The organism is Thermodesulfobacteriota bacterium, from assembly GCA_040758155.1.
Taxonomy (GTDB): domain Bacteria; phylum Desulfobacterota; class Deferrimicrobia; order Deferrimicrobiales; family Deferrimicrobiaceae; genus UBA2219.
In genome coordinates this window covers 1-21,892 of record JBFLWB010000180.1, presented here as the reverse complement: position 1 = coordinate 21,892, position 21,892 = coordinate 1, and the positions used below count along the sequence as shown (strand labels likewise).

Sequence of the window (21,892 nt, the reverse complement as noted above, 5' to 3'; positions counted from 1 at the left end):
GCGGTTCAGGCCGTCTTCCACAAACGGGCCATCAGGCCGGTCAGCAGCGCCGCCAGCCCCACCCGCACGCCGAGGATGACGAGACCGTTCCCGCCGATCACCACGAAGATGAGGATGTCCTCGATCACCGAATGGCAGGTCGCGAGGAACAGCCCCATCAGGAACAGCTCCCTGCCCGGAAGCCCCTTCTGCTGGGCCACGCGGATGATGATCCCCGCGCCGTAAGCGATCCCGAGGAAGATCCCGGTGAACAGCGGGACCGCGGCGTCCCGGGTCAGCCCCACCCCTTTCATGGCCGGCTCGACCAGGTTCCCCGCCCGCCGGAAGACCGGCAGGTGGCGCAGCACCTCGAACACCGTCACCAGCGGGACGATGATGAGGATCAGCTTGACGGAGAGCTTCGCGGCGCCGACCAGCGCGGACGTGAGCGCTTCCATGGTCAGAAAAGCCCCCAGAGGTGCCACAGCCCCCGCAGCAGCAGCCCCGCCGCCGCCGCGATGACCAACCGGCAGAAGGTGAGCACCCACCCCCGGGTCCCCGTGGTGGAGAGCACGCCGCCCTCCACGATCAGGTTGTGGGCGATCCCCATCATCAGGCCGCACTGCGTCACCTGGAAGGAATCCAGGTTCAGCGGGACGATGACCGCAATCCCTGCGTAGAGATTGAGCAGGAACGCGGCGACGAACGCGAAGGCCGCCTCGCCCGGGAGGCCGAAGACGCCCATCCAGGGCGCGAAGACCCCGCCCAGCAGGTCGAGGGCGGGCGTCCCCTTCAGCAGGGTGACGCCGACGTACAAAGGGACGGACACCCAGATGATCCTCAGGGAAGTCCGGAACCCCGCGACGAGCCCCGTGCGGATCCGCGTCGGGATGTCGGGGACGGGTTCGCCGGGCACGGCGGTTGTCGCGGGACCGCCCAAGCGCTTTCCTCCGGTTGCGGGAATGGAATGCGGAGAAGGCGAGTATACCACTTGCCGCGCGCGCCCCGGCACGCCGGCCGGGGCGGCGGAAAAGAGAAAGCTCGCCCTGCGAAACGGGCGGGGAGGAGCGGGCCTTACAGCCGGCCCGCCAGTGCGCGATCGACCGACAGGGCCCCCGCGCCGCGCACCATCACGGCGAACGCCAGCGCCATCGCCAGGATGTGGAACTCGAACCCTTCATGCCCGGCGGGCATCATCCCCGCCCAGTTCATGAAGAACCCGACCTTCAGGTGAACCATCGCCGTCGCCGTCGCCATGACGCAGAAGACCCCGAAAGCGGCGACGCGGGAAAGGAACCCGACGATCAGCCCGAGGCTCCCGAGAAACTCCGCCGCGATTGCCAGAAGCGCGAATATCGTGGGGATTCCCATTTTTCCCGTGAAGAAATCGAGGGTCCCGGCGAACCCGTACCCCCCGAACCACCCGAGCGCCTTCTGAGCTCCATGGGGGAAGATCACGATGCCCAACGCCAGCCGCACGACCAGGGCGGTCACGTCGTCGGACGTCTCCACCAGCCGCTTCAGCATGCCGACCTCCTCCTTCCCGGTCCCGTGAAATTTCCTTCCGGACCGTTAAGATGCAGCGAAAGCCCGGCACGGTTTTCCGCGGGATCAATCCCCCCGGCGCTTCATCCCCCTCGGGGTCCTGCCGAACAGGACGCCGGAGCGGAGGACAGGCTTCCCGTCGAGGTAAAGCTCCCCCTGCGTCCGCAGGTCCTTGATCATGTCCCAGTGGACCGCCGAGTCGTTTTTCCCGCCGGATTCCGGGTAGGACCGGCCGATCGCCAGGTGGATCGTCCCCCCCATCTTCTCGTCGAGGAGGATGTCCCGGGTGAAGGATGTCACGCCCGCGTTCGCCCCGATGCCGAACTCGCCGAGGACGGAGGCGCCCCGGTCGGCCGCGAGCATCTCCTTGAGGTACTCCTCGTTCTTGTCCGCAGACGCCTCGACCACGCGCCCCTTGCGGAACACGAGGCGGATCCCCCCGACCTCCCTCCCTCCGGCGATCGCGGGGAACTCGAAATAGATCTTCCCTTCCGTCGAGGTCTCCACCGGCGCCGTGAAGATCTCCCCGTCGGGCATGTTGTATTCGCCTGCGCACGGGATGGCGATGCGCCTGCGGATCGAGAAGGAGAGGTCGGTCTCCTTCCCCACGATCCGGACCTTGTCGGCCTTCTCGAGGATCCGCTTCGCCCGGGCGAACATCCTCGCCATCGCTCCCCAGTCCTGCTCCACGGCGCTGTAATACAGCTTTTCGTACTCCGCCAGCGACCGGTCGGTCTCCTGCGCCAGCGCCTCGGTGGGAAAGTTGGTCAGCACCCAGCGCACGCGCCGCAGGAGCACTTCGGAGATCGGCTTGATCGCCTTGCGGCGGTCGGCGATCTTCCGCGGCGGGATGTGGGACAGGCAGCGGGTGTTCCCGGGCGCCAGGACGATGATGTCGGCGTCGATCGTCTTCGCCTCGTTCATCTTCGTCGGGGGCATGTGGCGGATCTGCTCGGCCGAGGCCTCTTCGTAGAAGATGCCGTTGGCCTCCTCGAAGCCGACCGCAAGGAGAGGATGCGCCCCGGCCCGGAGGACCTCGCGATAGACCGCCAGCGCCAGCGGGCGCCCCAGCTCGGTCGTGGAGACCCGGACGATCTCCCCCTTCTTCGCCTTCACCGAATGCTTGACCAGGACGGCGGCCAGCCGCCGCAGCCGGGCTTCAGACCCCATGGTTTCCCTCCCCTTTCTTGAGCGCGTCGATCGCGGCCTTCCTGCGCTGCGCCTCCCCGATCTTCTCCTGCGCGCGGGCGAACGCCTCCGCGTCGGCCGTTTCCGTGTTGAAGGCGTAACAGGATCCCGCGAAGACCGGCGACCGGATCCCCAACTGCCTGTGCTCCTCGAATCCCAGGTCGAGCACCCCCTCCCAATCCTGGTGGAGAATGCTGTAGGAGCCGACGAAGACCGCGCGGAACGAGGACTCGATCATTTCGTAGACATGGGTACACCCCAGGTCCCGGGGAATCCGCTCCCGCACCTTCTTCATCCCCCCGCGCTCCAGCACGCCGATCCCCTTCAAGGCGGAGAGGACCTCCAGCGGCTTCGTCCCGCAGCAGGGATAGGGGATCCGGTCCATCTTCCCGGCGATCTCCTCGATCCGGTACGTCTCCGAGAGGAGGATGCCGAGGCGGATGTCGTGGTAGTCGTCGTGCAGGTTCGTGACGGCGAGCAGGCGGCCGTCCTCCAGCCTGTACATCTCGCTGTTCACGATCCGGCCGAACGTCTGCTTGTGGTGCCTCGCCAGCCCCCGGATCTCTTCGAAATCCATCCCGCGCCCTTTCACTTCTCCGCCGGCATCGCGGCGAGCTTCCGGAGCTCCGCCAGGTTCCGGATGTCCATCTCGAACTCGTCCTCCCCGTCCTTCGGGGTCTCCAGCACCATCGGCAGCGACGAGAACGGCGCGTGGGTCAGGATCCGCCGGAAGCCGGAGGAGGAGATCTTCCCCTTTCCGATGTGCTCGTGCCGGTCCACGTTGCTGCGGTAGTCCGTCTTCGAATCGTTCAGGTGCCACATGCGCACCAGCGGAACGATCCCGCACGATCCCATCTCGTCGAGCAGCGCGGACCAGCCGTCCCGGCTTCCGATGTCGTACCCGGACTCGAAGAGGTGGGCGCTGTCGAGGCACACCGCCACGTCGGGGGGATTCCCCGCGGCGTCCATCAGCTCCCGAAGCTGCCGCATGGACCGGCCGATGGAGTTCCCCTGCCCCGCGGTGTTCTCCAGCAGCAGCGTCACCCCCGCCGGGAACTTCCCGAAGGTCCGCAGGGCTGAGGCGATGCGAGCGATCCCTTCCCGCTCGGAGTCCTCTCCGCAGGAGCCGGGATGCAGCACCAGGTAGGGGACGCCGAGCATCGAGGCCCGCGATGCCTCGTCCTCCAGGGCGTAAAGCGACCGCGTGCGGACCGTCTCCTTGGACGACGCAAGGTTGATGAGGTAGGCGGCGTGGATCGATACCGTCCGGACGCCGGTGCGCACGCTCTCCTCGCGGAACGCCCGGACGTCGTCCTCCCCGAGCGCCTTCCCCATCCAGCGGGTGCCGTGCTTCGAGAAGATCTGGATCACGTCGGCGCCGATCCTCAAGCCCCGCTCGGGGGCCGTGTGGACGCCGCCGGCGACCGAAACGTGCGCTCCGAGGGGCGGGATCTTCCTCTTCGCATTCATTGATTTTTCCGCTCCAGGCGGTGGCACTGGCGGCAGTTCTTCTTCCGCAGAGGATGGTCCGCGGGCAGCGACGGGGCCCGGCCGATCGCGGAAGGATCGGTCGGCGACTCCCCGTGGCAGGTGAGGCAGACCGCATCGGCCCTGGCGTTGTCCTCGATCCCCACGACGCCCAGGTGCGCCGGGGTCCGGCCGATGAAGCGCTCCTTGCCCGTCAGGGAGAGGACCACGAGCAGGGCGACCACCGCAACGACGAAGACGAGGAACTGGATGTCCCTTGCACGCAGCTTCCGGCCGCCCTCAGCCATCGGTGCGCCCTTTCCGGATCCGCAGGACGCATTCGTCCTTCCCCTCCCCGCGAGTGCCCTCGAAGCGGAGCCGGAAGGGGAGCGCATCCTCCCACGTTCCGAAATCCACCGCGTGGGCGATGTTGCACAGCGTCTCCACGTCGCGCGCGGGAAGCCCCATGGACTTCCACTCGTCCACCAGCGGGCAGCCGGACATGGCGATGACCGCCTCCCCCGCGCCGAGCGACACGATCCTCGGGGCGAACTGGTGCTGCTTCACCGGGTCCTGCGACGCGAACTCCCGCGCCGCCTGTCCGAGATCGCCGCGCCGCGCCTCTTCCGAATAATTGCGCTTCGACTTCTCCGCCCCGAAGTTCCGGATCGCCTCCTTCATCAGGCCGACCGCCCGGTCCTCGCCGAGCTCCCTCCGGAGCACCAGGAAGAGGTGCGCATACGCCGCCGCGCGCTGGCGCGTCGCCGTCGCGACCTTTTCGCCCGCATCCGACATGGTCCCTCCAATTTTTTGCATTAAAGTCTGATTTTAAAACCCGGCGGACCGGTTTTCACCTTTTTTGATGGCGAGGACGACCGCCCCCGCATCGGTCGATAATCGCTCCGGCTTATTTGAGGCTTATATACCCTCCCGAAATCCGTGGTCTCCACAAGACCCCGGATTCGGAATGGGACATTCCTGCGTGATGGCGGGGGACAGACTTAACCCTTCATCCCGCGTTTGAAGCTAAGTCTGTCCCCCTCTGACCCCTCTGGCGTTTGGCCGAAGAGGAAATACTACCTGGCGGCGGATTTCCTTTCGGCGACGGGGTCGGCGCCGGAAACCTCGCCTTCCGGAAGCCCCGCGATCCGGCAGTACTCGTCCCGGACGTACTCCTTGAACCTGCGCACCGCCAGCTTCGCCGCGGGGTCCTCGACCCCGCCAGGGCCGGGCGGGAGGCCGTCCGCCGACGGCCTGAGCAGCTCGTAGTAGCGCACCCCGGAAGCGGTGGCGTAGGAGCGGGAAGGGACGAGCACGGTCGGCGCCTCCCCCTTCTTCGACCGCCAGACGGAGGCCCCCACCAGCTTGAGCCCGGCGAGGAGCCCCTCCTCGAAGTGAATCTCAACGTCGGCCAGCTTCGAAACCGGCGTTCCCCCGTGGTTCAGGACGTAGTGCACCCGCATGGTCTTGCCCTCCTTTGCGCGTAGTGTCGCGAAAGGAGTTCAAGCTCCGTGCCGGAATGCCCCGTCGATCCGGCGGATGCCCCGGACGGAATTCGTGAGGAGGATCCCCGCCCCCTTCTCCAGATCTTCGGGCCGAAGGACCTTCTCCCCTGCGCGCAGTTTCCGGTCCGCGAGGATGCGCCTGCGGAAGACGCCCTCCAGGAGCCCACATGAAGCCGGGGGAGTGAACAGGCGTCCGCCGGTTTCGAGGAAGAGGTTGCTGACCGCGCCCTCTGTCAGCTCGCCGCGCTCGTTGAGGAACAGCACCTCGTCGAATCCTTCGGCGGCCGCGGCCCGAAGCTCCTCGTCGCGCCATGCCCGGTTCGTCGTCTTGTGCCGGACGAACGGGTCCCGCGACGAAACGGCCGCCTTCGACATCCGGACCCGAAGCGGCGCGGCTTTCTCCCCGGCGGGCGTGAGGGGAGAAAGCTCCACGGAGACGTCCCCCTCCTTTCCGAGAAGCAGGCGGATCTTCCGGGCACCCGCGTCCCGGCATTCCCGCACGGCCGATTCGAGCGCTCCCCGGACGGCCTCCCTCCGGAACCGGAAACCGAAGTACCCCGCCGACGCGGAGAGGCGCCGAAGATGGTCCGCTATGAAACGAAAACCGGTTTCGCGACTCCAGAAAAACGTTTCGATCAACCGGAAATCGACCGGCGGATCGACAAGGTATCGCCCCTTCAGCATCGCCTCGCCGAACTCGGAGGCCGGAACCGAGTCCCAGACGATCCCGCCTCCCGACCCCGCCTCGGCGCGGCCGCCCTTCACCGCGACCGTCCGGATCGCCACGGAAAAGGACATGTCCCCGCCGGGCAGGAGGATCCCGACCGCCCCCGTATAGATCCCTCGCGGTCCGTCCTCCACCTTCCGCAGGAGGCGCATCGAGGAGATCTTGGGCGCCCCCGTGACCGATCCGCAGGGAAAAAGGGCGCGCATAAGCGACGGCAGCCCCGTGCCGGGCTTCAGCGTTCCCGTCACCGCCGACACCATCTGGAGGACGGTCCGGTACCGCTCCACCGAGAACAGGCGCGGAACGCGCACGGAACCCGGAAGGCACACCCGCCCGAGGTCGTTGCGGAGGAGATCGACGATCATCAGGTTCTCGGCGCGGTTCTTCGGGTCCGCCCGCAGCCGTTCGGCCGCGCGGCGGTCCTCCGCGGAGGTGAGCCCCCTCGAGGCGGTCCCTTTCATCGGCCGTGTCCCGATCCTGCCGCCCCTGACGCGGAAGAAAAGCTCCGGGGAGCAGGACACGACGCACCCGTCCTCCGTCCTGAGGAACGCCCCGTACCGCACCGGCTGGACGGCGCGGAGCCGCATGTAGAGCGCGAAGGGATCGCCGTCGAAGGGAAAGGAGAATTTCCCGGTCAGGTTGGCCTGGTATACGTCTCCGTCCGCGATTGCGCGGCGGACGGCCCCGACCTTCTCCGCATGGTCGGTCTCCTGCAGGGAGAACGCCGGATCGATGTCCCCGCCGAACGCCTGAACGTCCGCTCCCTCGCCGCGCGTCGGCCAGCCCGGAGGGGAGGGGCCGATTTCCGACCATCGCCCGCGGAAATGGTCGAACCGCAGCGCGCCGCCGTAGATCCCGAACCAGGCCAGGGGGAAATCGGCCTCGCCTGAGCCGTCCCGCTTTTCCGCCTCCCGGGCGAGCGATTCTTCCAGCGCGTATCCCGCTTCGTACGACAGAAATCCCGCAACCGGGTTTCCCCTTCCCTGCCACGCCGCGGCTTCCTCCAGCAGGAGAGGGACGTCCTCCAGGCGCCGGGAGGAAAGGATCTTCAAGGGAGACCGGAGGAGGAAGGAATTCCGGTCCTCGAGCCCGGGCCTTTGCGTTTCCAGCAGCGCAGCGCCGGCTTCCGCGGAAGCGGCGGAAAATCTCTCCACGGGGGTCCGGAACGGCATCAGACCATCATCTGGTACGGGTCCGCGTCGGCCTCGAGGCGCGCGCCGGCTTTCCGGGCCGCATCGCGCAGCGGGCGCAGCAGACCGGGGAACACTTCCGGGAAGGACAGCCCCGGAGGCGCAACCAGCAGGACCTGGTAATGGAAGCGGCGCTTGACCCGGGCGATCGGCGAAGGCGCGGGGCCCAGAACCCGGATGCCGAGGGCGGACAGCGGCCCCGAGATCTCCCGGACGGCGGCGTCGGCCGCCTCGCGGGCGGCGTCCTGACGCGTCCCCCACAGGCGCAGCATCAGCATCCGGCCGAAGGGGGGATACCCCATCGCTTCCCGCGCGGCGAGCTCCTCCGCCATGAAGCCCTCGTAATCGTGCTCCGCCGCCTTCCTGATGCACGGGCTCTCCGGCGCAAGCGTCTGCAGGATTACGGTCCCGGGCCTCCCGCCGCGCCCCGCACGCCCCGCCACCTGCGTCAGGATCTGGAAGGTCCGCTCGGACGACCGGAAATCGGGGAACGCCATGGACAGGTCCGCGAGAAGCACGCCGACAAGGGTCACCTCCGGGAAATCGTGCCCCTTGGCGATCATCTGCGTCCCCACGAGGATGTCGACGTCCCCCCGCTGCATGCCGGACAGCACCTCCGCGTACGCCCCGCGCCGGCGCGTGACGTCGGAGTCGAGGCGGGCGACCCGCGCCCCCTTCCACCGCTTCGCCGCCCACGAAAGGAGCCGCTCCGTCCCGATCCCCATCTGCGCCAGCTTGTGCCCGCCGCACTTCGCGCACGCTTCCGGCTCCCCGCGCTTCACGTTGCAGTAGTGGCAAAGGAGCGCCTCGTGCTCCTGGTGCCACGTCATGGCGACCTGGCAGTTGCGGCACTGGACCGTCGTCCCGCAGTCGAGGCAGGTGAGGGCGGAGGCGAATCCGCGCCGGTTGAGAAACAGCATCGCCTTCTCTCCGCGGGAAAGCGTCTCGTCGATCGCGGCTTCCAGCTCGGAGGAGAAGTACCGGTCGGCGCCGCGACGGTCGGAGCGGCCTTTCAGGTCCACGATCCGGATCTCCGGCATTTCGCTTGCGCCGATCCGCTCCGGGAGCGCCAACAGCGTGGCGGCCCCGGCTTGCGCGCGTTGCCACGATTCGGCGGATGGGGTCGCGGAGCCCAGCAGGACCACGGCGTCCTCCATCTTCCCCCGCAGGATCGCGAGGTCCCGCGCCTGGTACCGGACGCCGTCCTCCTGCTTGTACGCGGAGTCGTGCTCCTCGTCGACGATGAGGAGGCCGAGGGAGGGGAACGGAGAGAAGACGGCGGAGCGGGCGCCGATGCAGAGGGAAACCTCCCCCGCGCGGACCTTGCGCCACTGCGCCGCCCTCTCGGCCGGGGAAAGGCCGCTGTGGAGCACCGCGACGCCGTCGCCGAAACGGGAGCGGACCCGTCCGAGTAGCTGGGGGGTGAGGGCGATCTCGGGCACGAGAAAGATCGACTGCCTCCCGGCGGCTTTCGCCTGTTCGACCGCCCGCAGGTAGACCTCCGTCTTCCCGGAGCCGGTGACGCCGTGCAGCAGGAATGCCGCGTGCCCGCCGGAGGCGACCGCCACGCCGATCCGGGCCAGCGCCGCCTCCTGGTGCCCCGTGGGAACGATATCGCCCGACATGTCCGGCAGATGCGCCGCCGTGAGCCCGACGGGGCGGGGACGCGTTTCCGCGAGGAGCAGCCCTTTGGCCGCCATCCGCTTCGCGCTTTCCGCCCCGCCGGAAACGCGCGCGGAGAGGGCGGACGCGGACAGCCCGCCGGCCTCGCGGAGCGCCTCGGAGACCCGGAGCTGCTTCGGGGTCAGCCCCTCCGCGGAAAAGCCCGGGGCGAGCCGATAGAAGTTTTCCGTCCGCGCCGCCGGCGGCGCCTCTTTCCGCGGAAGACCCCGGGGGAGCGCGGCGCGCAGCATCTCCCCGACGGGGGCGAGCGTCTCGCCGGCCGCCGCCAGCAGGAAACCGACGTGTCGCGCGGAGATGTAGGGCGCGTCGTCGAGGAACGACAGGAGCTCCTTCGCCTCCCGGCCGCCGGGCGCCGGCGCGTCCGTGACCGCCGTCACCAGGCCGGTCAGTTTCCGGCTCCCGAAGGGCACCAGGACGCGAACGCCCACCTGCGCCCGCTCCTCCTTCCCCGCGGGCACCCGGTAAGTGAACGGGTGATCGATGGGAAGCGGCACGGCCACTTCGACGAACCGGGGGTTGTGCGGCGAGAGGCTCATCCTGAGGATGATACTACCGCGCGGGGGGGGGAATCCGCCGACTTCCGCGGTCAGGCGGACCGTTTGTTTCCGATGACCTCCGCCACCTTCCGGAGGAGCGCGCCGGAGGTGAACGGTTTCTGCAGGAACGGGATGCCCGTGTCCAGCAGGCCGCGGTGGCTGACGGCCTCGTCCGTGTAGCCGGAGATGTACAGGACCGGGATCCCGGGGTGCGACCGGCCGATCCGGGCGGCGAGCTCCCTGCCGCCGATCCCGGGCATCACGACGTCCGTGATGAGGAGGTCGATCGGGCCGGCGTGCTCCGCGGAGATGCTCAGCGCCTCTCCGCCTTCCCGGGCGAGGATCACCCGGTACCCGTTCCCGGAAAGGATCCTGTCGATGATCTTCCGGACGGAATCCTCGTCCTCCACCAGGAGGACGGTCGCGTTCCCGCGGGCCGGCTCCGGCGGGACCGGCGGCTGGGACTCGACCTCTCCCTCCGTGCGCGGAAGGAGGACCTCGAACGCCGTCCCCTTCCCGACCTCGCTGCGGACGTCGATATGCCCCTGGCTCTGCTGCACGATGCCGAACACGGTGGAGAGCCCCAGCCCCGTCCCGGCGCCCTTCGGCTTGGTGGTGAAGAACGGCTCGAAGATGCGCTCCAGGACCTCCTTGCGGATCCCCGTGCCGGTGTCCTCGACCGAAAGGAGCACGTGGGGGCCGGGCACGGCGGAGGGATGCCGCTTTCCGAACCGTTCGTCGTAGGGAACGTCGGCGGTCCGGAGCGTCAGCGTCCCGCCGCCGGGCATCGCGTCCCGGGCGTTCACAGCGAGATTGAGGATCACCTGGTCGATCTGCGCGGGATCGGCCTTGACCTTCCCCAGCCCCTCCCCCAGGTCGATGCGAAGGGCGATGTTCTCGCCGATCAGTCGGCGGAGCATCGGCTCGATGCCGGAGACGGTCTCGTTCAGGTCGAGGATCCTGGGCTGCAGCATCTGCCTGCGGCTGAAGGCGAGGAGCTGGCGGGTAAGCGATGTGGCGCGCTCTCCGGCTTTCCGGATTTCCTCCGCTTCCTGGCGCAGGGGCGAGGCCGGGTCGAGTTCGCCCAGCAACAGCTCGCTGGAACCGTTGATCACGGTCAGCAGGTTGTTGAAATCGTGCGCGACGCCGCCCGCAAGCCGCCCCACCGCATCCATCTTCTGCGACTGGCGCAGCCGCTCCTCGAGCTCCATCTTCTCCGTGACGTTGTCGAACACGGCGATGAAGCACCCCGGTTCCGGGCTGTATGCGGAAATGGAATACCAGGCCGCCATCGGCGCGAGGTACATCTCGAACTGCTCGGGCTTCCCGGTGGAGGCCACCCGTCCGAGAATCTCGAACAGCTCCGGGTTGGCTTCCCTCAAGCCTGGAACGACTTCCGTCACGTTTCGCCCGACGACGTCCTTCAGCCCCGTCAGCCGGCCGAACGCCTCGTTCACGTCGAGGTACGTGAAGTCCCGGCAGCGGCCATCCTCCATGACGGCCTGGCAGTAGGCGTATCCTTCCATCATGTTGTCGAACAGGGAACGGTGCTGCTGCCGGCTGATGCGGAGCGCGGTCTCGGCGGTCATCTTCGACAGCGCGATGGCCACGTAGGACACCAGCTCCTCCAGCAGGGCGATCTTCTCCGTCGTGAACCGTCCCTTTCGCCGGTCGTTGAACTGGAACAGCCCGACGATCTCGCCCTGGGTGCGGAGGGGGATCAGCGCCACCGACTCGTACCCTTCCCCGTTGCAGCGGTTGCGGGTCCTCGCCTTCCGGTCCGCCTCCGTCGTGGTCGCCAGCAGCTCCGACGTGTGGCTCGACCAGAAGCTTCCCCGATCGGTGAAGAACGGCTTCGAGGGGTCGAAGCGCCCGCGCAGGACATTGCCGCACATGCAGTCGAGGGCCGGGTGCCCCGACGCGTCCCGGACCGGCTCGCCCGCCGGGTCGTGCGCGCAGAGCGTGTTCTCCACCAGCACGAACTCGGCCGGGAAGCCCCGCGTCTCGAAATACGGGTAGTCGTCTCCCTGTCTCAGGCGTACGCCGACGGCTTCGCACCCGGTGATCCTGGCGAAGTAGAGCATCAGCTCCCGCATCAGCTCCTTCAGCCCCCGCGCCCGGTTGCAGATGTCCAGCAGTTCGATCGTTGCGTCCCGTTTCTCCCGGGCCTCCTTCTCCCTCAGCCGGCTGTATCCCGTTTCCGCGAGCATCTCCGTGAACCGGGCCACCAGCGCCACCTGTTCCCGGATGGGGCCCTCCTTCACGACCGGGACCTTCTTCACGGCCGCGAGGTACGCCTCTTCGTCGAACCCGTACCTCCTCGCCTGCGACCGGAAGAATTCGAGGTCGGGCTCCTTGAGCAATATCTGGCCGGTGAACACGTTCCCGAGATGCGCCCCGTCGACGACGATCGGGAAGGCCGTATCCATCAAGCCATGGGGACATTCGTGCATGGCGGGCTCCCGGACGCCCCGCGTGCGCCACGAAAGGCGGAGGTTGGACTCGATGCAGAGCTTTTCGGACTCCGGGAACGCCCGGTGGAACTTCCGGCAGATATCCTGCCATCCGGAGCGGGTGAGGATCGTCCCGTCCACATCCAGAACGGACGAGGAGATCCCGGCCACGGCGTGGAGATTGTCCAGGATGGCTTGGAGCCGGGGGATGTCGAGCAGGCTTGAAAGGCGGTACGTCAAATCGTCATCCGGCGGTTACGTTTTGCGGTTCAGTTTACCATGGAAAAATTCCCGTTCGGAATCGGAAACGGGATGGGAAAGGGAAAGGTGGTGGAGGAGAAGGGGATTGCCCGCCTGGGGCTCGGCCAGCCATGCCTCGCCCTTGGGCGGCGCGGCTCCGGGCTGACGCGCTCCCGTGCGTCGCGCTTTTCCTCCTGCTCGTCGGCGCCCGGAGCCGGTTCAATCCCCTCTTTCATGTACGGATTGGGAAAAAGAAGGTGGTGGAGGAGAAGGGGATTGAACCCTCGACCCCCACGTTGCGAACGTGGTGCTCTCCCAGCTGAGCTACTCCCCCACCTTGTAAACGGTTATTTTCCACGATCCGCCGGTTCATGTCAAAGCAAAATCCCGTCCCGGGACCGGTTTCCCAGGAACACGCGGCCGGCCGTAAGACCGCCACGTTTTCCCGGAGCCGGCAATACAATCGGGAATCAGGAGATAACAGTAAAGTTTTCCACATAATTTCCGATAGTTCCTAAGGGAAAACCTTTTTCTCGTGCGCCCGCGGCGGCCTGGTCCGGGCGGAGGGACGCGGTATGAATCGAGGCTTCACCCTGATCGAGCTCCTGATCGGCGTTCTGATCGCGGGGATCATCGCGGCCATCGCCGTCCCCATGATCCAGCAGCAGCTCGCCGAAAGCGCCGAGTCCGTCGCCATCGCGGACATCGGAATCATCGTTTCGAAATTCGATGCGATCCTCAAGGAAAGTCCCGACTCGCTGCCGGAGGACCAGGCGGCATTCGACGCATATTGCCAGACAGCGGGCCTGAAGTGCACGGACCCATGGCACAACCCTTACCAGTATTTGCGGTTGTTCAATCGCCCCGGAAACGAAAACCAGGCGCGCAAGGACCACAATCTCCATCCCATCAACACCTACTTCGACCTGTACAGCAAAGGGCCCGACGGGAACAGCGTCAAGGCGCTGACGGGAGGACCCAGCCAGGACGACATCATCTGCGCCAATGACGGGGCCTACATCGGGACGGTATCCTCGTATCCCGGTTTGTAGGGCGACGGCAAAGGCAAAGGGAAAGACGGATGACCTTGAAGCTGCCTTCCCGCCAGAGCCGGTTCGGGCGCAGGATGCTCTGGATCCTCTTCCTTTGCGTCGTGACGCCCGGGATCCTTCTCGGATACCTTTCGCTGCGACGGGTGGACGCGAAACTCCGCGACGATGCGCTGCGCAGGATGCGCCACCAGACTCACGAGGTGGCCCTGTCGATCCACAACGGCCTGGGCTTCCTGGAGGAGAAGGGGCTGTTCCTCGCCGCCCTCATCGACAGCAGTGCGGGGCCGGCGGGCCTGGAATGGCTGTCGAAGAACCGCCTCGTCCTCGGAGTATCCAGCTTCCGTCGAGGCGTCGGGCCGGAAACGCTGTACGGCAAGCCCTGCCCGCCTCCCCCCACCGACAGCGGAAGTCTCGCGCATCTCGCCGCAGGGAAAGGCCTCCTTTACCTCGATCGGGGTGCGGGCGGCACGTTCCGCGGCTTCATCGCGTGCGCCATGCGGGGAACCCCGCCGGACCGGGAGATGCTGCTGGTGGAGGTGAACCTCGAATACATCTGGGAGGAAGTCCGGGATGCGATCCCTCCCCTGTCGGAGGCCGTCATCCTTTCCCCCGACGGTGAAATTCTCTTCGCGACCGGAGCGGCCCCCCCCGGGCTCCTCGAACGCATCGGACAGATCCGGGGCAAGACGCACCTCGGCGAGTTCGAATGGGAGAAACCCGATCCTCTCCTGGTTTTCCACGCCATGGTCTTCCTGAAACCCTCCCTGCATTCCGAGCCCTGGACCGTGGCGGTCTTTCAGCCGCGTTCGGCATCGTTCGGAGCGGTGGGCCGGTTCACCCGGATCCTGTTCCTCGTCAGCCTCCTCGTCGTCTTTTCCGCCGCCCTGTTCGCGATCGTGCAGGTCCGTCGCAACGTCGCCCCGCTCGAACTGCTGGAAGAGGGCACCCGGCGCATCAGCGGGGGAGATTTCGAAAGCCGCATCGAGATCGGCAGCGGGGACGAGTTCGAGGAGCTCGCCCAGTCCTTCAACGGCATGGCGGACCGGCTGGGCAGGGAGTTCCGCGTCCAGGAAGCGCTGGGAAAGACCGTCCAGGCGATCCTCGGGGAAACGGACCGGGAGCGGATCGTCCGGGCCCTGCTGGACAACGTGGCGTCCGTGGTCCCGTGCGATTGCGCCGCGCTGTCCCTCCTCGAGACCGACGGAACGGAAAACGTCGCGGACACCCGCATCCGCGGGGAATCTTCCGCGGGCCGGGAGGAAAGCGCCTGCCTCACGATGCATCTCCGTCAGGACGAGATCGACCGGTTGAAGTCCGCGAAAACGAGCGTCGCCGCGGAACCGGACCGGGAATTTCGCGAGTACCTCTCGCACTGGCCGCTCCCCCGCCCGGAAACGTTCCTTCTCTCGCCGCTCGTTTCCCACGGGGAACTGACGGGAGTCCTCCTGCTCGGACACAGGAAGGCATGCGTCCCGGGCGGCAACGTCCTCGTTCGGCTCCGCCAGATCGCCGACCAGACGGCCATCGCCCTGAGCCGCGCACGGCTGGTCGACGAGCTGAACGAGAACGACCTGGGAACCCTGCAGGCCTTCTCCCGGGCCGTGGACACGAACTCCCCGTGGACCGCGGGGCACTCCCAGAGGGTGACCGCCCTGGCTATGGAGATCGGGCGGGAGCTCGGATTGCCGGCGAGGGAGATCGACGTGCTGCACCGCGGGGGGCTGCTCCACGACATCGGCAAGCTCGGCATCCCTCCTGCGATTCTCGACAAGCCCGGCAAGCTGACGGAGGAGGAGTTCGCCGTCATCCGGCGGCATCCCTCCTCGGGAGCGGAGATCCTCCGCCCGATCCCCTCCCTGGGGAAGATCATTCCCATCGTGGAACAGCACCACGAGCGCTTCGACGGATCGGGATACCCGGTGGGCCTCGCGGGGGAGGCCATCTCCCTGAACGCGCGGATCGTGGCCGTGGCGGACGTGGCCGACGCGTTGTCCACGGACCGGCCGTACCGTCCGGGGTGGCCGCAGGAAAAAGTGCTCTCCTACCTCCTCGAGAATTCCGGGCGGCAATTCGATCCTTCGGCGGCGGCGGCGTTCCTGCGGGTTGCGGAGCGGGCGGACAACGGCTCACCGGCCGTTTTCCAGGTATAGCGAACCGTGCCTCCGCGGTTAGAGAGTTGGGGGTGCGCATTAAAAAAGTTAAGGCGAATCGGCACATTGTGCTTGACATGAAAAACGATGTTTTTTAGAATTTGGGTGGCTTTACTAAACGGAGGGTTTAAAAAACAGCCCCATGATCGACATCGGCGCCAGGATCAAGCACCTTCGCCAGATCAACGGGCTGGCGCAGTCCGACCTGGCCGAGCGCGCGGGGCTCACCAAGGGAGCCATCTCCCAGGTCGAGCGCAACCTGACCTCCCCCTCCGTCGCCAACCTCTTCGAGATCCTCTCCGCCCTGAACGAGACGCCCTCGTCCTTCTTCGCCGACGTGGACGAGGAAAAGGTGCTCTTCCGGAAAACCGACGCGCTCCCTTCCGAAGTCACGGGATACAAGACCTTCGACACGCTCCTTCCGAAAAGCCGCTACCGCTCCATCGTCGCCTACCGCGCCACGATCTCCCCGGGGAGGCAGACGCCTCCCGAGCCCGCGCAGGAAGGGGAGAACTACGTCCACGTCCTGGCGGGCCGCCTGGGACTGCAGCTCGGGAAGGTCTCCTACGTGGCGCGCAAGGGAGAGAGCCTCTACTTTTCGGGAGAGCAGGAGTTCTCGTACTCGAACAAGGGAAAGACCATCGTCGATTTCCTCTGGGTGCGCACGAGCGGATGATCCGGCCGGGGCGGCGCCCGCGGCCATCCCCCCCGGATGCCGGGAGGGAAAAACGAGGAGGATTATGGAAACCCGTTCCGGAGACGATGCCGTACCGCTGAGGCCCCGGAAAGGAGGTAACGCCGCCGCGGGGCTTCCCTGGCCGCAGGTCACGCGCGAGCAGTGGAACGACTACCGCTGGCAGCTCTCCAACCGGCTCACCTCCGTCGAGGAGCTGTCGGGCCCGCTGGGCATCCCCGCCGAGGAGGCCGGCCTCCTTTCCCGCGTGTGCGACCACTACCGCATGGGCATCACGCCCTACTACTTCTCCCTCATCCGGTTCGACGATCCCGACGACCCGATCGCCCGGCAGGCGATCCCCTCCGCCGAGGAGTACTTCGGCGTCGAGGGCGGCGAGGACGATCCGCTGGAGGAGGAGAAGGACATGCCGGTCCCGGGGCTCACGCACCGGTACCCGGACCGCTGCCTGATGGTCGTGACCAACTTCTGCTCCATGTACTGCCGGCACTGCACGCGGAAGCGGATCTGGACCATGGGGGAGGCGGCGAAGACCGAGTTCGAGCTCTCGAAGATGTTCGCCTACGTGAAGCGCCACGAGGAGATCCGCGACGTCATCGTCTCCGGCGGCGATCCGCTGACCCTTCCCACCGACCGGCTGGAGTACATCCTGAAGAACCTCCGGAAGATCCCGCACGTCGAGATCATCCGGATCGGCACCCGCGTCCCGGTGGTCCTGCCGATGCGCGTCGACGACGAGCTCTGCGCCGTGCTGGAGAAATACGGCCCGGTCTGGCTGAACACCCAGTTCAACCACCCCCGGGAGGTGACCGCGGAGGCGAGGGCCGCGTGCGACCGGCTGCTGCGCGCCGGCGTCCCGGTGAACAACCAGACCGTCCTGCTCAAGGGGGTCAACGATCACCCCGAGATCGTCCGGAAGCTGAACACGGAGCTGCTCAAGGCGAAGGTCCGCCCGTATTACCTGTTCCAGTGCGACATGGTGCGGGGGCTCGAGCATTTCCGGACGCGCCTCTCGAAGGGGATCGAGATCATGGAGGCGCTGCGGGGGCACACCTCGGGACTGGCGATCCCCTCCTACGTGGTGGACGTCCCGGGCGGCGGCGGGAAGATCCCGCTGATGCCCACCTACATCCTTGCGATGGGGGAAGAGCGCACGGTCCTGCGGAACTACGAAGGGATCATCGTCAGCTACGAGGAGGCGCGCGACGACGGCCGCCCGTCCGCGCGGCCCGAGACGGCCCTTCCGGCGCCGCGCACCGACGTCTACCGGCTGCTGACCGGGGAGCTGCGCGCGCTCACGCCCGCCGGGAACGAACGCATGGCCAGGAGAAAGCGCCGGTGCGAGTCGGCCTCGCCTACAACGTAAAACCGGCCGATCCTCCCGAGCACCTGCCCGAGGACGCCTTCGAGGAATACGACTCCGAGGCGACCGTGGGTCACATCTTCGACGCCCTCTCCCGCCTGGGACACGAGGTCCGCCGCCTCCCCGCGGGGAGGGAGTTCGTCGACGCCCTCGGGGCGTCCCCCGTGGACATCGTCTTCAACATCGCGGAAGGGGAAGGCGGCCGGTGCCGCGAGGCCCACGTGCCGGCCGTGCTGGAGATGCTCGGCATCCCGTATGTCGGCTCCGACCCGCTGACGCTGTCGGTCACCCTCGACAAGCCCGTTGCGAAGAAACTCGTGGCGCAGGAGGGATTCCCCACCCCGGCGTTCCGCACGTACCGGTCCGCCGCAGAATTCACGGAATGGCCTCTTTCGTTCCCCGTCATCGTCAAGCCGGCCTACGAAGGCTCGAGCAAGGGGGTCCGCCTCTCCTCCCGGGCGGTCGATTTCGCGCAGGCGCGCGGGATGGTCCGCTTCGTCACGGAGACCTACCGGCAGGACGCGCTGGTCGAGGTGTTCGTCCCCGGGGCGGAGGTCACGGTGGGCGTCCTCGGAAACGACCCGCCCCGCGTCGCGGGGATGATGGAGATCGTCCCCCGGAAGGTCCCCGCGGGGGAGTTCGTCTATTCGCTCGAGGTCAAGCGCGACTGGGAGAACCAGGTCGTATATCGCGTCCCCCCGGAGCTTCCCGCGGCGGTCCTCTCGGAGATCGAACGGTGCGCCCTGGGGATCTACCGCGCGCTCGGCTGCCTCGATTTCTCCCGGATCGATTTCCGTCTGGACGCCGGCGGGACCCCCCAGTTCATCGAGTGCAACCCGCTGCCCGGCCTCTCCCCCGGCTACGGAGACCTGCCGATCATGACCGGGCGGATGGGGCTTCCGTACCTGTCGCTGATCGGGGAGATCCTCGGCCACGCCCTGGCCCGGCTCGGGATGTCCCCCTCATGAACCTCGCCGCGGTGAAACCGCTCCGCGTCGCCGTCCTCTATACCTCCGTGTTCGAAGCGCTCAAGGAGGTCAAGGAGGAGCAGCGCGAGGAGATGGACCTCGAGGTCAACGCCCGCATGGTGGCGGACGCGCTCCAGGCCGCGGGGTTCGACGCCTGGCCGCACGCCTTCGGGAAGGAGCCGGGGGAGCTGGTCGCCGCGCTGGGCGTCATGAAGCCCGACGCGGTCTTCAACCTGAGCGAGTGCCCGATGCTCGCCCCGGAGAAGGAGATGCACGCCTGCGCGCTGCTGGAGCTGCTGCGCCTCCCCTACACCGGGAACGGGCCGCTCACTCTGGGCATCTGCAACTCCAAGGCGCTTTCCAAGCAGCTTCTCGTCGCCGCCGGCATCCCCACCCCGCCCTCCCGGCTCTACACCGCGCCGCCCGAGACGGACCCGGACATCCCCTACCCGCTGGTCGTCAAGCCCGCCAACGAGGACGGCTCCGCCGGGATCACCGAGGACAGCTTCGTCTCCGACCTGGAAGGGCTGCGCCGCCAGGTGAAGTGGCTGAAGGAAGGGTTCCGCCAGAACGCGCTGGCGGAAAAGTACGTCGGGGGAAGGGAGTTCAACGTGGGATTGCTGGGGAACGGGACGGAAGCCGACCCCCACCGGTCGCTCCCCCCCGCCGAGCTGGTCTACAAGAACCCGAAGTGGCGGCTCTGCAGCTACGAATCGAAGTGGATCTCGACGCACCCGTCCTACGCGGAGATCGTCTCCGTGGTCCCGGCGGAAGCCCCGCGGGAGCTGATCGAGCGGCTGTCGCGGACCACCCTCGAGTGCGCGCGGATCTTCCGGCTGACCGGGTACGCACGCGTCGACTTCCGAATGGACGATCGCGGCGAGCTGTACGTCCTCGAGGTGAATCCCAACCCCGACATCTCCACGGACGCGGGGATGACGCGCGCGGCGCGCGCCGCCGGATTCTCCCACGCGGAGCTGATCCGCGAGATCCTGCGGCTGGGGCTCGCACTGGGCGCCCGTTGACCCGAATCCGCCCCATCGAGCCCGGCGACCGCGGGCCCATCCGCGACCTGATCGCGGGGACCCACGCCTTCAAGCCCTTCGAGGTCGACGTGGCGATGGAGCTGGTCGATGTCGCCCTGACCCAGAAGGGGCAGGACGACTACCATCCCTTCGTCCTGGCGGAGGAGGACGGCGCCGTGGCCGCCTACGCCTGCTTCGGGAAGAATCCGATGACGAAATCCACCTTCGACCTGTACTGGATCGCCACCCGGGCGGACCGGATGGGGAAAGGGTACGGGAAGGCGATGGTCGAGTTCGTCGTGGAGGAGGTGCGGCGCCGCGGCGGGAAGCTCCTGGTCATCGAGACCTCCTCGCAGGAGAGCTACGGCACGACCCGCCTCTTCTACGACCGGATCGGCGCCACGCTCGCCGCGACGCTGCCAGACTATTACGACGAAGGCGACGACAAGCTCATCTACCTGCTGCCGGTGCGTTAGCCGCAAGTGGCGGGGGACACTCTTCCCCTTCGCCCGCGTTTGAAGCGAAGAATGTCCCCCTCTACCGAGTGAGCTTCCCGATCGTCCGGTCCCGGTACTCCGGAACGCCCTCCAGGTTCACAGGCCGCTTCTTCATGATGTTGAAGCGCAGGAGCTTGACGTTGAGCTCCTTGATCCGTGCGGCGCGCTGCGATTCGTCGCCTGCCGCATCGACCAACTCCCTCAGGCGGATGATCTCCCGGTGCAGCTCCAGCTCGGGAGGAAGGCAGCCGGCGTTCCTCATCACCTTGTAGGCGAGGCGCAGATCCTCCGGGACCATAGGATCGTCGGAGAGGTCGAGCGGCTTCCCTTTCCCCGGCAGGTCGTCGAACTCCCCGTTCTCCATCGCCTCGAGGATCTTCCGCTCCGCGATGATGGCCATGTAGTCCATTTTTATAGGATAGCGCTTCGGGAGAGCGGTTCTACGACACCTCGACGGATTCCCCGGTTTCCACGTACCACAGGAACCCGCGGACGGGAACGCTCCACGCCCCGGCGAGGATGGAGCAGTAATCCCGCAGCTTCGGCAGATACTGCTCCTCGAGCTCCCTTTCCCGCGGACCGGTCTTGTAGTCGACGATCCAGTGCTCTCCGCCGCCCGCCAGCCCCGGTTCCCGGCATACGACGAGGTCGGCGCGTTCCTCCGTGGTCCGTCCCGCGTGGAAGCCGAGTAGAGGAAGCTCCGTTCCCTTGAGGCGCGCTGTACGCAATTCCCGGTACAGCGGCGATGATCGGACCGCCGCGACGATCCGCTCCCAACGCCCCGCCTCCCCTTCCTCCCATTCGAGGGGGAGGACCGCGCCCGCCGGCGGCCAGGGGGACGACAGCGGCGGGTACGCCTCGAGCACGCGGTGGACCTTCTCGCCGAACCGCTTTCCCCGCGACCGGTCGTACAGCTCCGCCAGCGTGACCGGCTCCGGAGGCGGGAGAGGAGGCGGCTCCGGCGCCGCATCCGCCTCCGGCAGTGCCCGCGGGGGCGGTGGAAGCGCCCGAGCCTCCGCCGGTGCCGCTTCCGGCGGGAGCGGCGAAGCGACGGGAACGCGCAGGATCTCGCCCCCGAAGGACCCGTCCCCGGGCGGCTCCGCGAGCCGGACCCGCCGGCCGGGCAGCCCCGTAAGGGTGCAGACCTCCTCGCCCGCGGCCGCGCAAGCGGAGATCCCCTCCCTGAGCGCGTCCAGCAGGTCGCTCCCCATTCCCCTGCTTCCTTCGATGAGGAACAGCCGGTCCTTCGCGCGGGTGGCGGCGACGTACAGCAGCCGCCGCTCCTCCGCCTTCATCTTCTCGCGCTCCCAGCGTTCGAACGTCATCGGCGGGCGGCCGGAACCGGAAACCTCCCGGAAGGCGGAGTAGGTGCGGAATCCCGGGAAGATCAGCGCGGAATGGCCGCGCACCCGGTCCGCCCGGAAGCCGCGGGGCTCCTTCCGCCCTCCACGGGACAGGGCCCCGAGGATCACCACCGGGAATTCCAACCCCTTCGCGGCATGGATGGTGGAGAGGCGGACGGCGTCCTCGTCCTCCTCGAAGTCGGGCACCTCGTCTTCCTCCCGCCCCTCGGCGGTCTTGCGGCGGATCTCCGCGAGGAACAGCTTCAGGGAGCCCGGCCCCTCCCACT

21 protein-coding genes and 1 tRNA gene are annotated in these 21,892 nt (G+C 67.5%); 7 read left to right on the top strand and 15 right to left on the bottom strand.

Going from position 1 to position 21,892, the window contains the following annotated elements; all coding sequences use genetic code 11:
* Positions 1–5 precede the first annotated feature (5 nt).
* From AB1346_12435 to AB1346_12375, 13 genes are all read right to left on the bottom strand, one after another.
* Positions 6–437 (bottom strand): nucleoside recognition domain-containing protein, encoded by a 432-nt coding sequence (locus tag AB1346_12435; protein MEW6721250.1) that lies wholly within the window; start codon positions 435–437, stop codon positions 6–8.
* Between the two features lie 2 nt (positions 438–439).
* Positions 440–919, bottom strand: a complete 480-nt coding sequence (locus AB1346_12430) for a nucleoside recognition protein (GenBank protein MEW6721249.1) — start codon at positions 917–919, stop codon at positions 440–442.
* A gap of 134 nt (positions 920–1,053) precedes the next feature.
* Positions 1,054–1,506, bottom strand: coding sequence for a DoxX family protein (locus tag AB1346_12425; GenBank protein MEW6721248.1), 453 nt, complete (start codon positions 1,504–1,506; stop codon positions 1,054–1,056).
* 84 nt (positions 1,507–1,590) lie between these two features.
* Positions 1,591–2,694, bottom strand: coding sequence for an aminopeptidase (locus AB1346_12420; protein ID MEW6721247.1), 1,104 nt, complete (start codon positions 2,692–2,694; stop codon positions 1,591–1,593).
* A complete protein-coding gene (locus tag AB1346_12415; GenBank protein MEW6721246.1) occupies positions 2,684–3,304 on the bottom strand; it encodes a DUF2889 domain-containing protein in 621 nt (206 codons plus the stop codon). Before AB1346_12415 ends, AB1346_12420 begins: the two co-directional genes overlap by 11 nt.
* Positions 3,301–4,182 carry a deoxyribonuclease IV gene (locus tag AB1346_12410; GenBank protein ID MEW6721245.1) on the bottom strand — a complete coding sequence of 294 codons (882 nt, stop codon included), beginning with the start codon at positions 4,180–4,182 and terminating at the stop codon, positions 3,301–3,303. Before AB1346_12410 ends, AB1346_12415 begins: the two co-directional genes overlap by 4 nt.
* Positions 4,179–4,487, bottom strand: a complete 309-nt coding sequence (locus AB1346_12405) for a hypothetical protein (GenBank protein MEW6721244.1) — start codon at positions 4,485–4,487, stop codon at positions 4,179–4,181. Before AB1346_12405 ends, AB1346_12410 begins: the two co-directional genes overlap by 4 nt.
* Positions 4,480–4,974 (bottom strand): L-2-amino-thiazoline-4-carboxylic acid hydrolase, encoded by a 495-nt coding sequence (locus tag AB1346_12400; GenBank protein ID MEW6721243.1) that lies wholly within the window; start codon positions 4,972–4,974, stop codon positions 4,480–4,482. The genes AB1346_12405 and AB1346_12400 overlap by 8 nt, the downstream gene beginning before the upstream one ends.
* A gap of 281 nt (positions 4,975–5,255) precedes the next feature.
* On the bottom strand, positions 5,256–5,642 hold the full coding sequence (locus AB1346_12395; protein MEW6721242.1) for a hypothetical protein: 387 nt from the start codon (positions 5,640–5,642) through the stop codon (positions 5,256–5,258).
* Between the two features lie 39 nt (positions 5,643–5,681).
* Entirely contained in the window at positions 5,682–7,583 is a 1,902-nt protein-coding gene (pabB, locus tag AB1346_12390) for an aminodeoxychorismate synthase component I (GenBank protein ID MEW6721241.1), read from the bottom strand.
* Positions 7,583–9,820 (bottom strand): primosomal protein N', encoded by a 2,238-nt coding sequence (gene priA / locus AB1346_12385; GenBank protein ID MEW6721240.1) that lies wholly within the window; start codon positions 9,818–9,820, stop codon positions 7,583–7,585. Before priA ends, pabB begins: the two co-directional genes overlap by 1 nt.
* A gap of 50 nt (positions 9,821–9,870) precedes the next feature.
* The gene (locus tag AB1346_12380) at positions 9,871–12,513 is read right to left on the bottom strand and encodes a PocR ligand-binding domain-containing protein (protein ID MEW6721239.1); all 2,643 of its coding nucleotides are present in this window, start codon (positions 12,511–12,513) and stop codon (positions 9,871–9,873) included.
* 258 nt (positions 12,514–12,771) lie between these two features.
* Positions 12,772–12,847: transfer RNA gene (locus tag AB1346_12375), tRNA-Ala, on the bottom strand.
* A gap of 241 nt (positions 12,848–13,088) precedes the next feature.
* Here AB1346_12375 and AB1346_12370 point away from each other — a divergent pair.
* From AB1346_12370 to AB1346_12340, 7 genes are all read left to right on the top strand, one after another.
* Positions 13,089–13,565 carry a prepilin-type N-terminal cleavage/methylation domain-containing protein gene (locus tag AB1346_12370; GenBank protein ID MEW6721238.1) on the top strand — a complete coding sequence of 159 codons (477 nt, stop codon included), beginning with the start codon at positions 13,089–13,091 and terminating at the stop codon, positions 13,563–13,565.
* A gap of 29 nt (positions 13,566–13,594) precedes the next feature.
* Positions 13,595–15,715 carry an HD domain-containing phosphohydrolase gene (locus AB1346_12365; GenBank protein MEW6721237.1) on the top strand — a complete coding sequence of 707 codons (2,121 nt, stop codon included), beginning with the start codon at positions 13,595–13,597 and terminating at the stop codon, positions 15,713–15,715.
* A 142-nt stretch (positions 15,716–15,857) separates the two neighbouring features.
* A complete protein-coding gene (locus AB1346_12360) occupies positions 15,858–16,391 on the top strand; it encodes a helix-turn-helix domain-containing protein (GenBank protein ID MEW6721236.1) in 534 nt (177 codons plus the stop codon).
* Between the two features lie 64 nt (positions 16,392–16,455).
* Entirely contained in the window at positions 16,456–17,775 is a 1,320-nt protein-coding gene (locus AB1346_12355) for a KamA family radical SAM protein (GenBank protein MEW6721235.1), read from the top strand.
* A complete protein-coding gene (locus AB1346_12350) occupies positions 17,748–18,740 on the top strand; it encodes a D-alanine--D-alanine ligase (GenBank protein ID MEW6721234.1) in 993 nt (330 codons plus the stop codon). The genes AB1346_12355 and AB1346_12350 overlap by 28 nt, the downstream gene beginning before the upstream one ends.
* Complete coding sequence (locus AB1346_12345) at positions 18,737–19,765, top strand: ATP-grasp domain-containing protein (protein ID MEW6721233.1); 1,029 nt, start codon at positions 18,737–18,739, stop codon at positions 19,763–19,765. Before AB1346_12350 ends, AB1346_12345 begins: the two co-directional genes overlap by 4 nt.
* The gene (locus AB1346_12340; protein ID MEW6721232.1) at positions 19,762–20,241 is read left to right on the top strand and encodes a GNAT family N-acetyltransferase; all 480 of its coding nucleotides are present in this window, start codon (positions 19,762–19,764) and stop codon (positions 20,239–20,241) included. The genes AB1346_12345 and AB1346_12340 overlap by 4 nt, the downstream gene beginning before the upstream one ends.
* 61 nt (positions 20,242–20,302) lie before the next feature.
* Here the strand turns inward: AB1346_12340 and AB1346_12335 are convergent, their stop codons facing one another.
* Together AB1346_12335 and AB1346_12330 are read right to left on the bottom strand one after the other, a co-directional pair.
* Positions 20,303–20,671 (bottom strand): DUF1992 domain-containing protein, encoded by a 369-nt coding sequence (locus AB1346_12335; GenBank protein MEW6721231.1) that lies wholly within the window; start codon positions 20,669–20,671, stop codon positions 20,303–20,305.
* Between the two features lie 31 nt (positions 20,672–20,702).
* A partial coding sequence (locus tag AB1346_12330) for a 3'-5' exonuclease (protein MEW6721230.1) occupies positions 20,703–21,892 on the bottom strand: 1,190 nt, incomplete at its 5' end.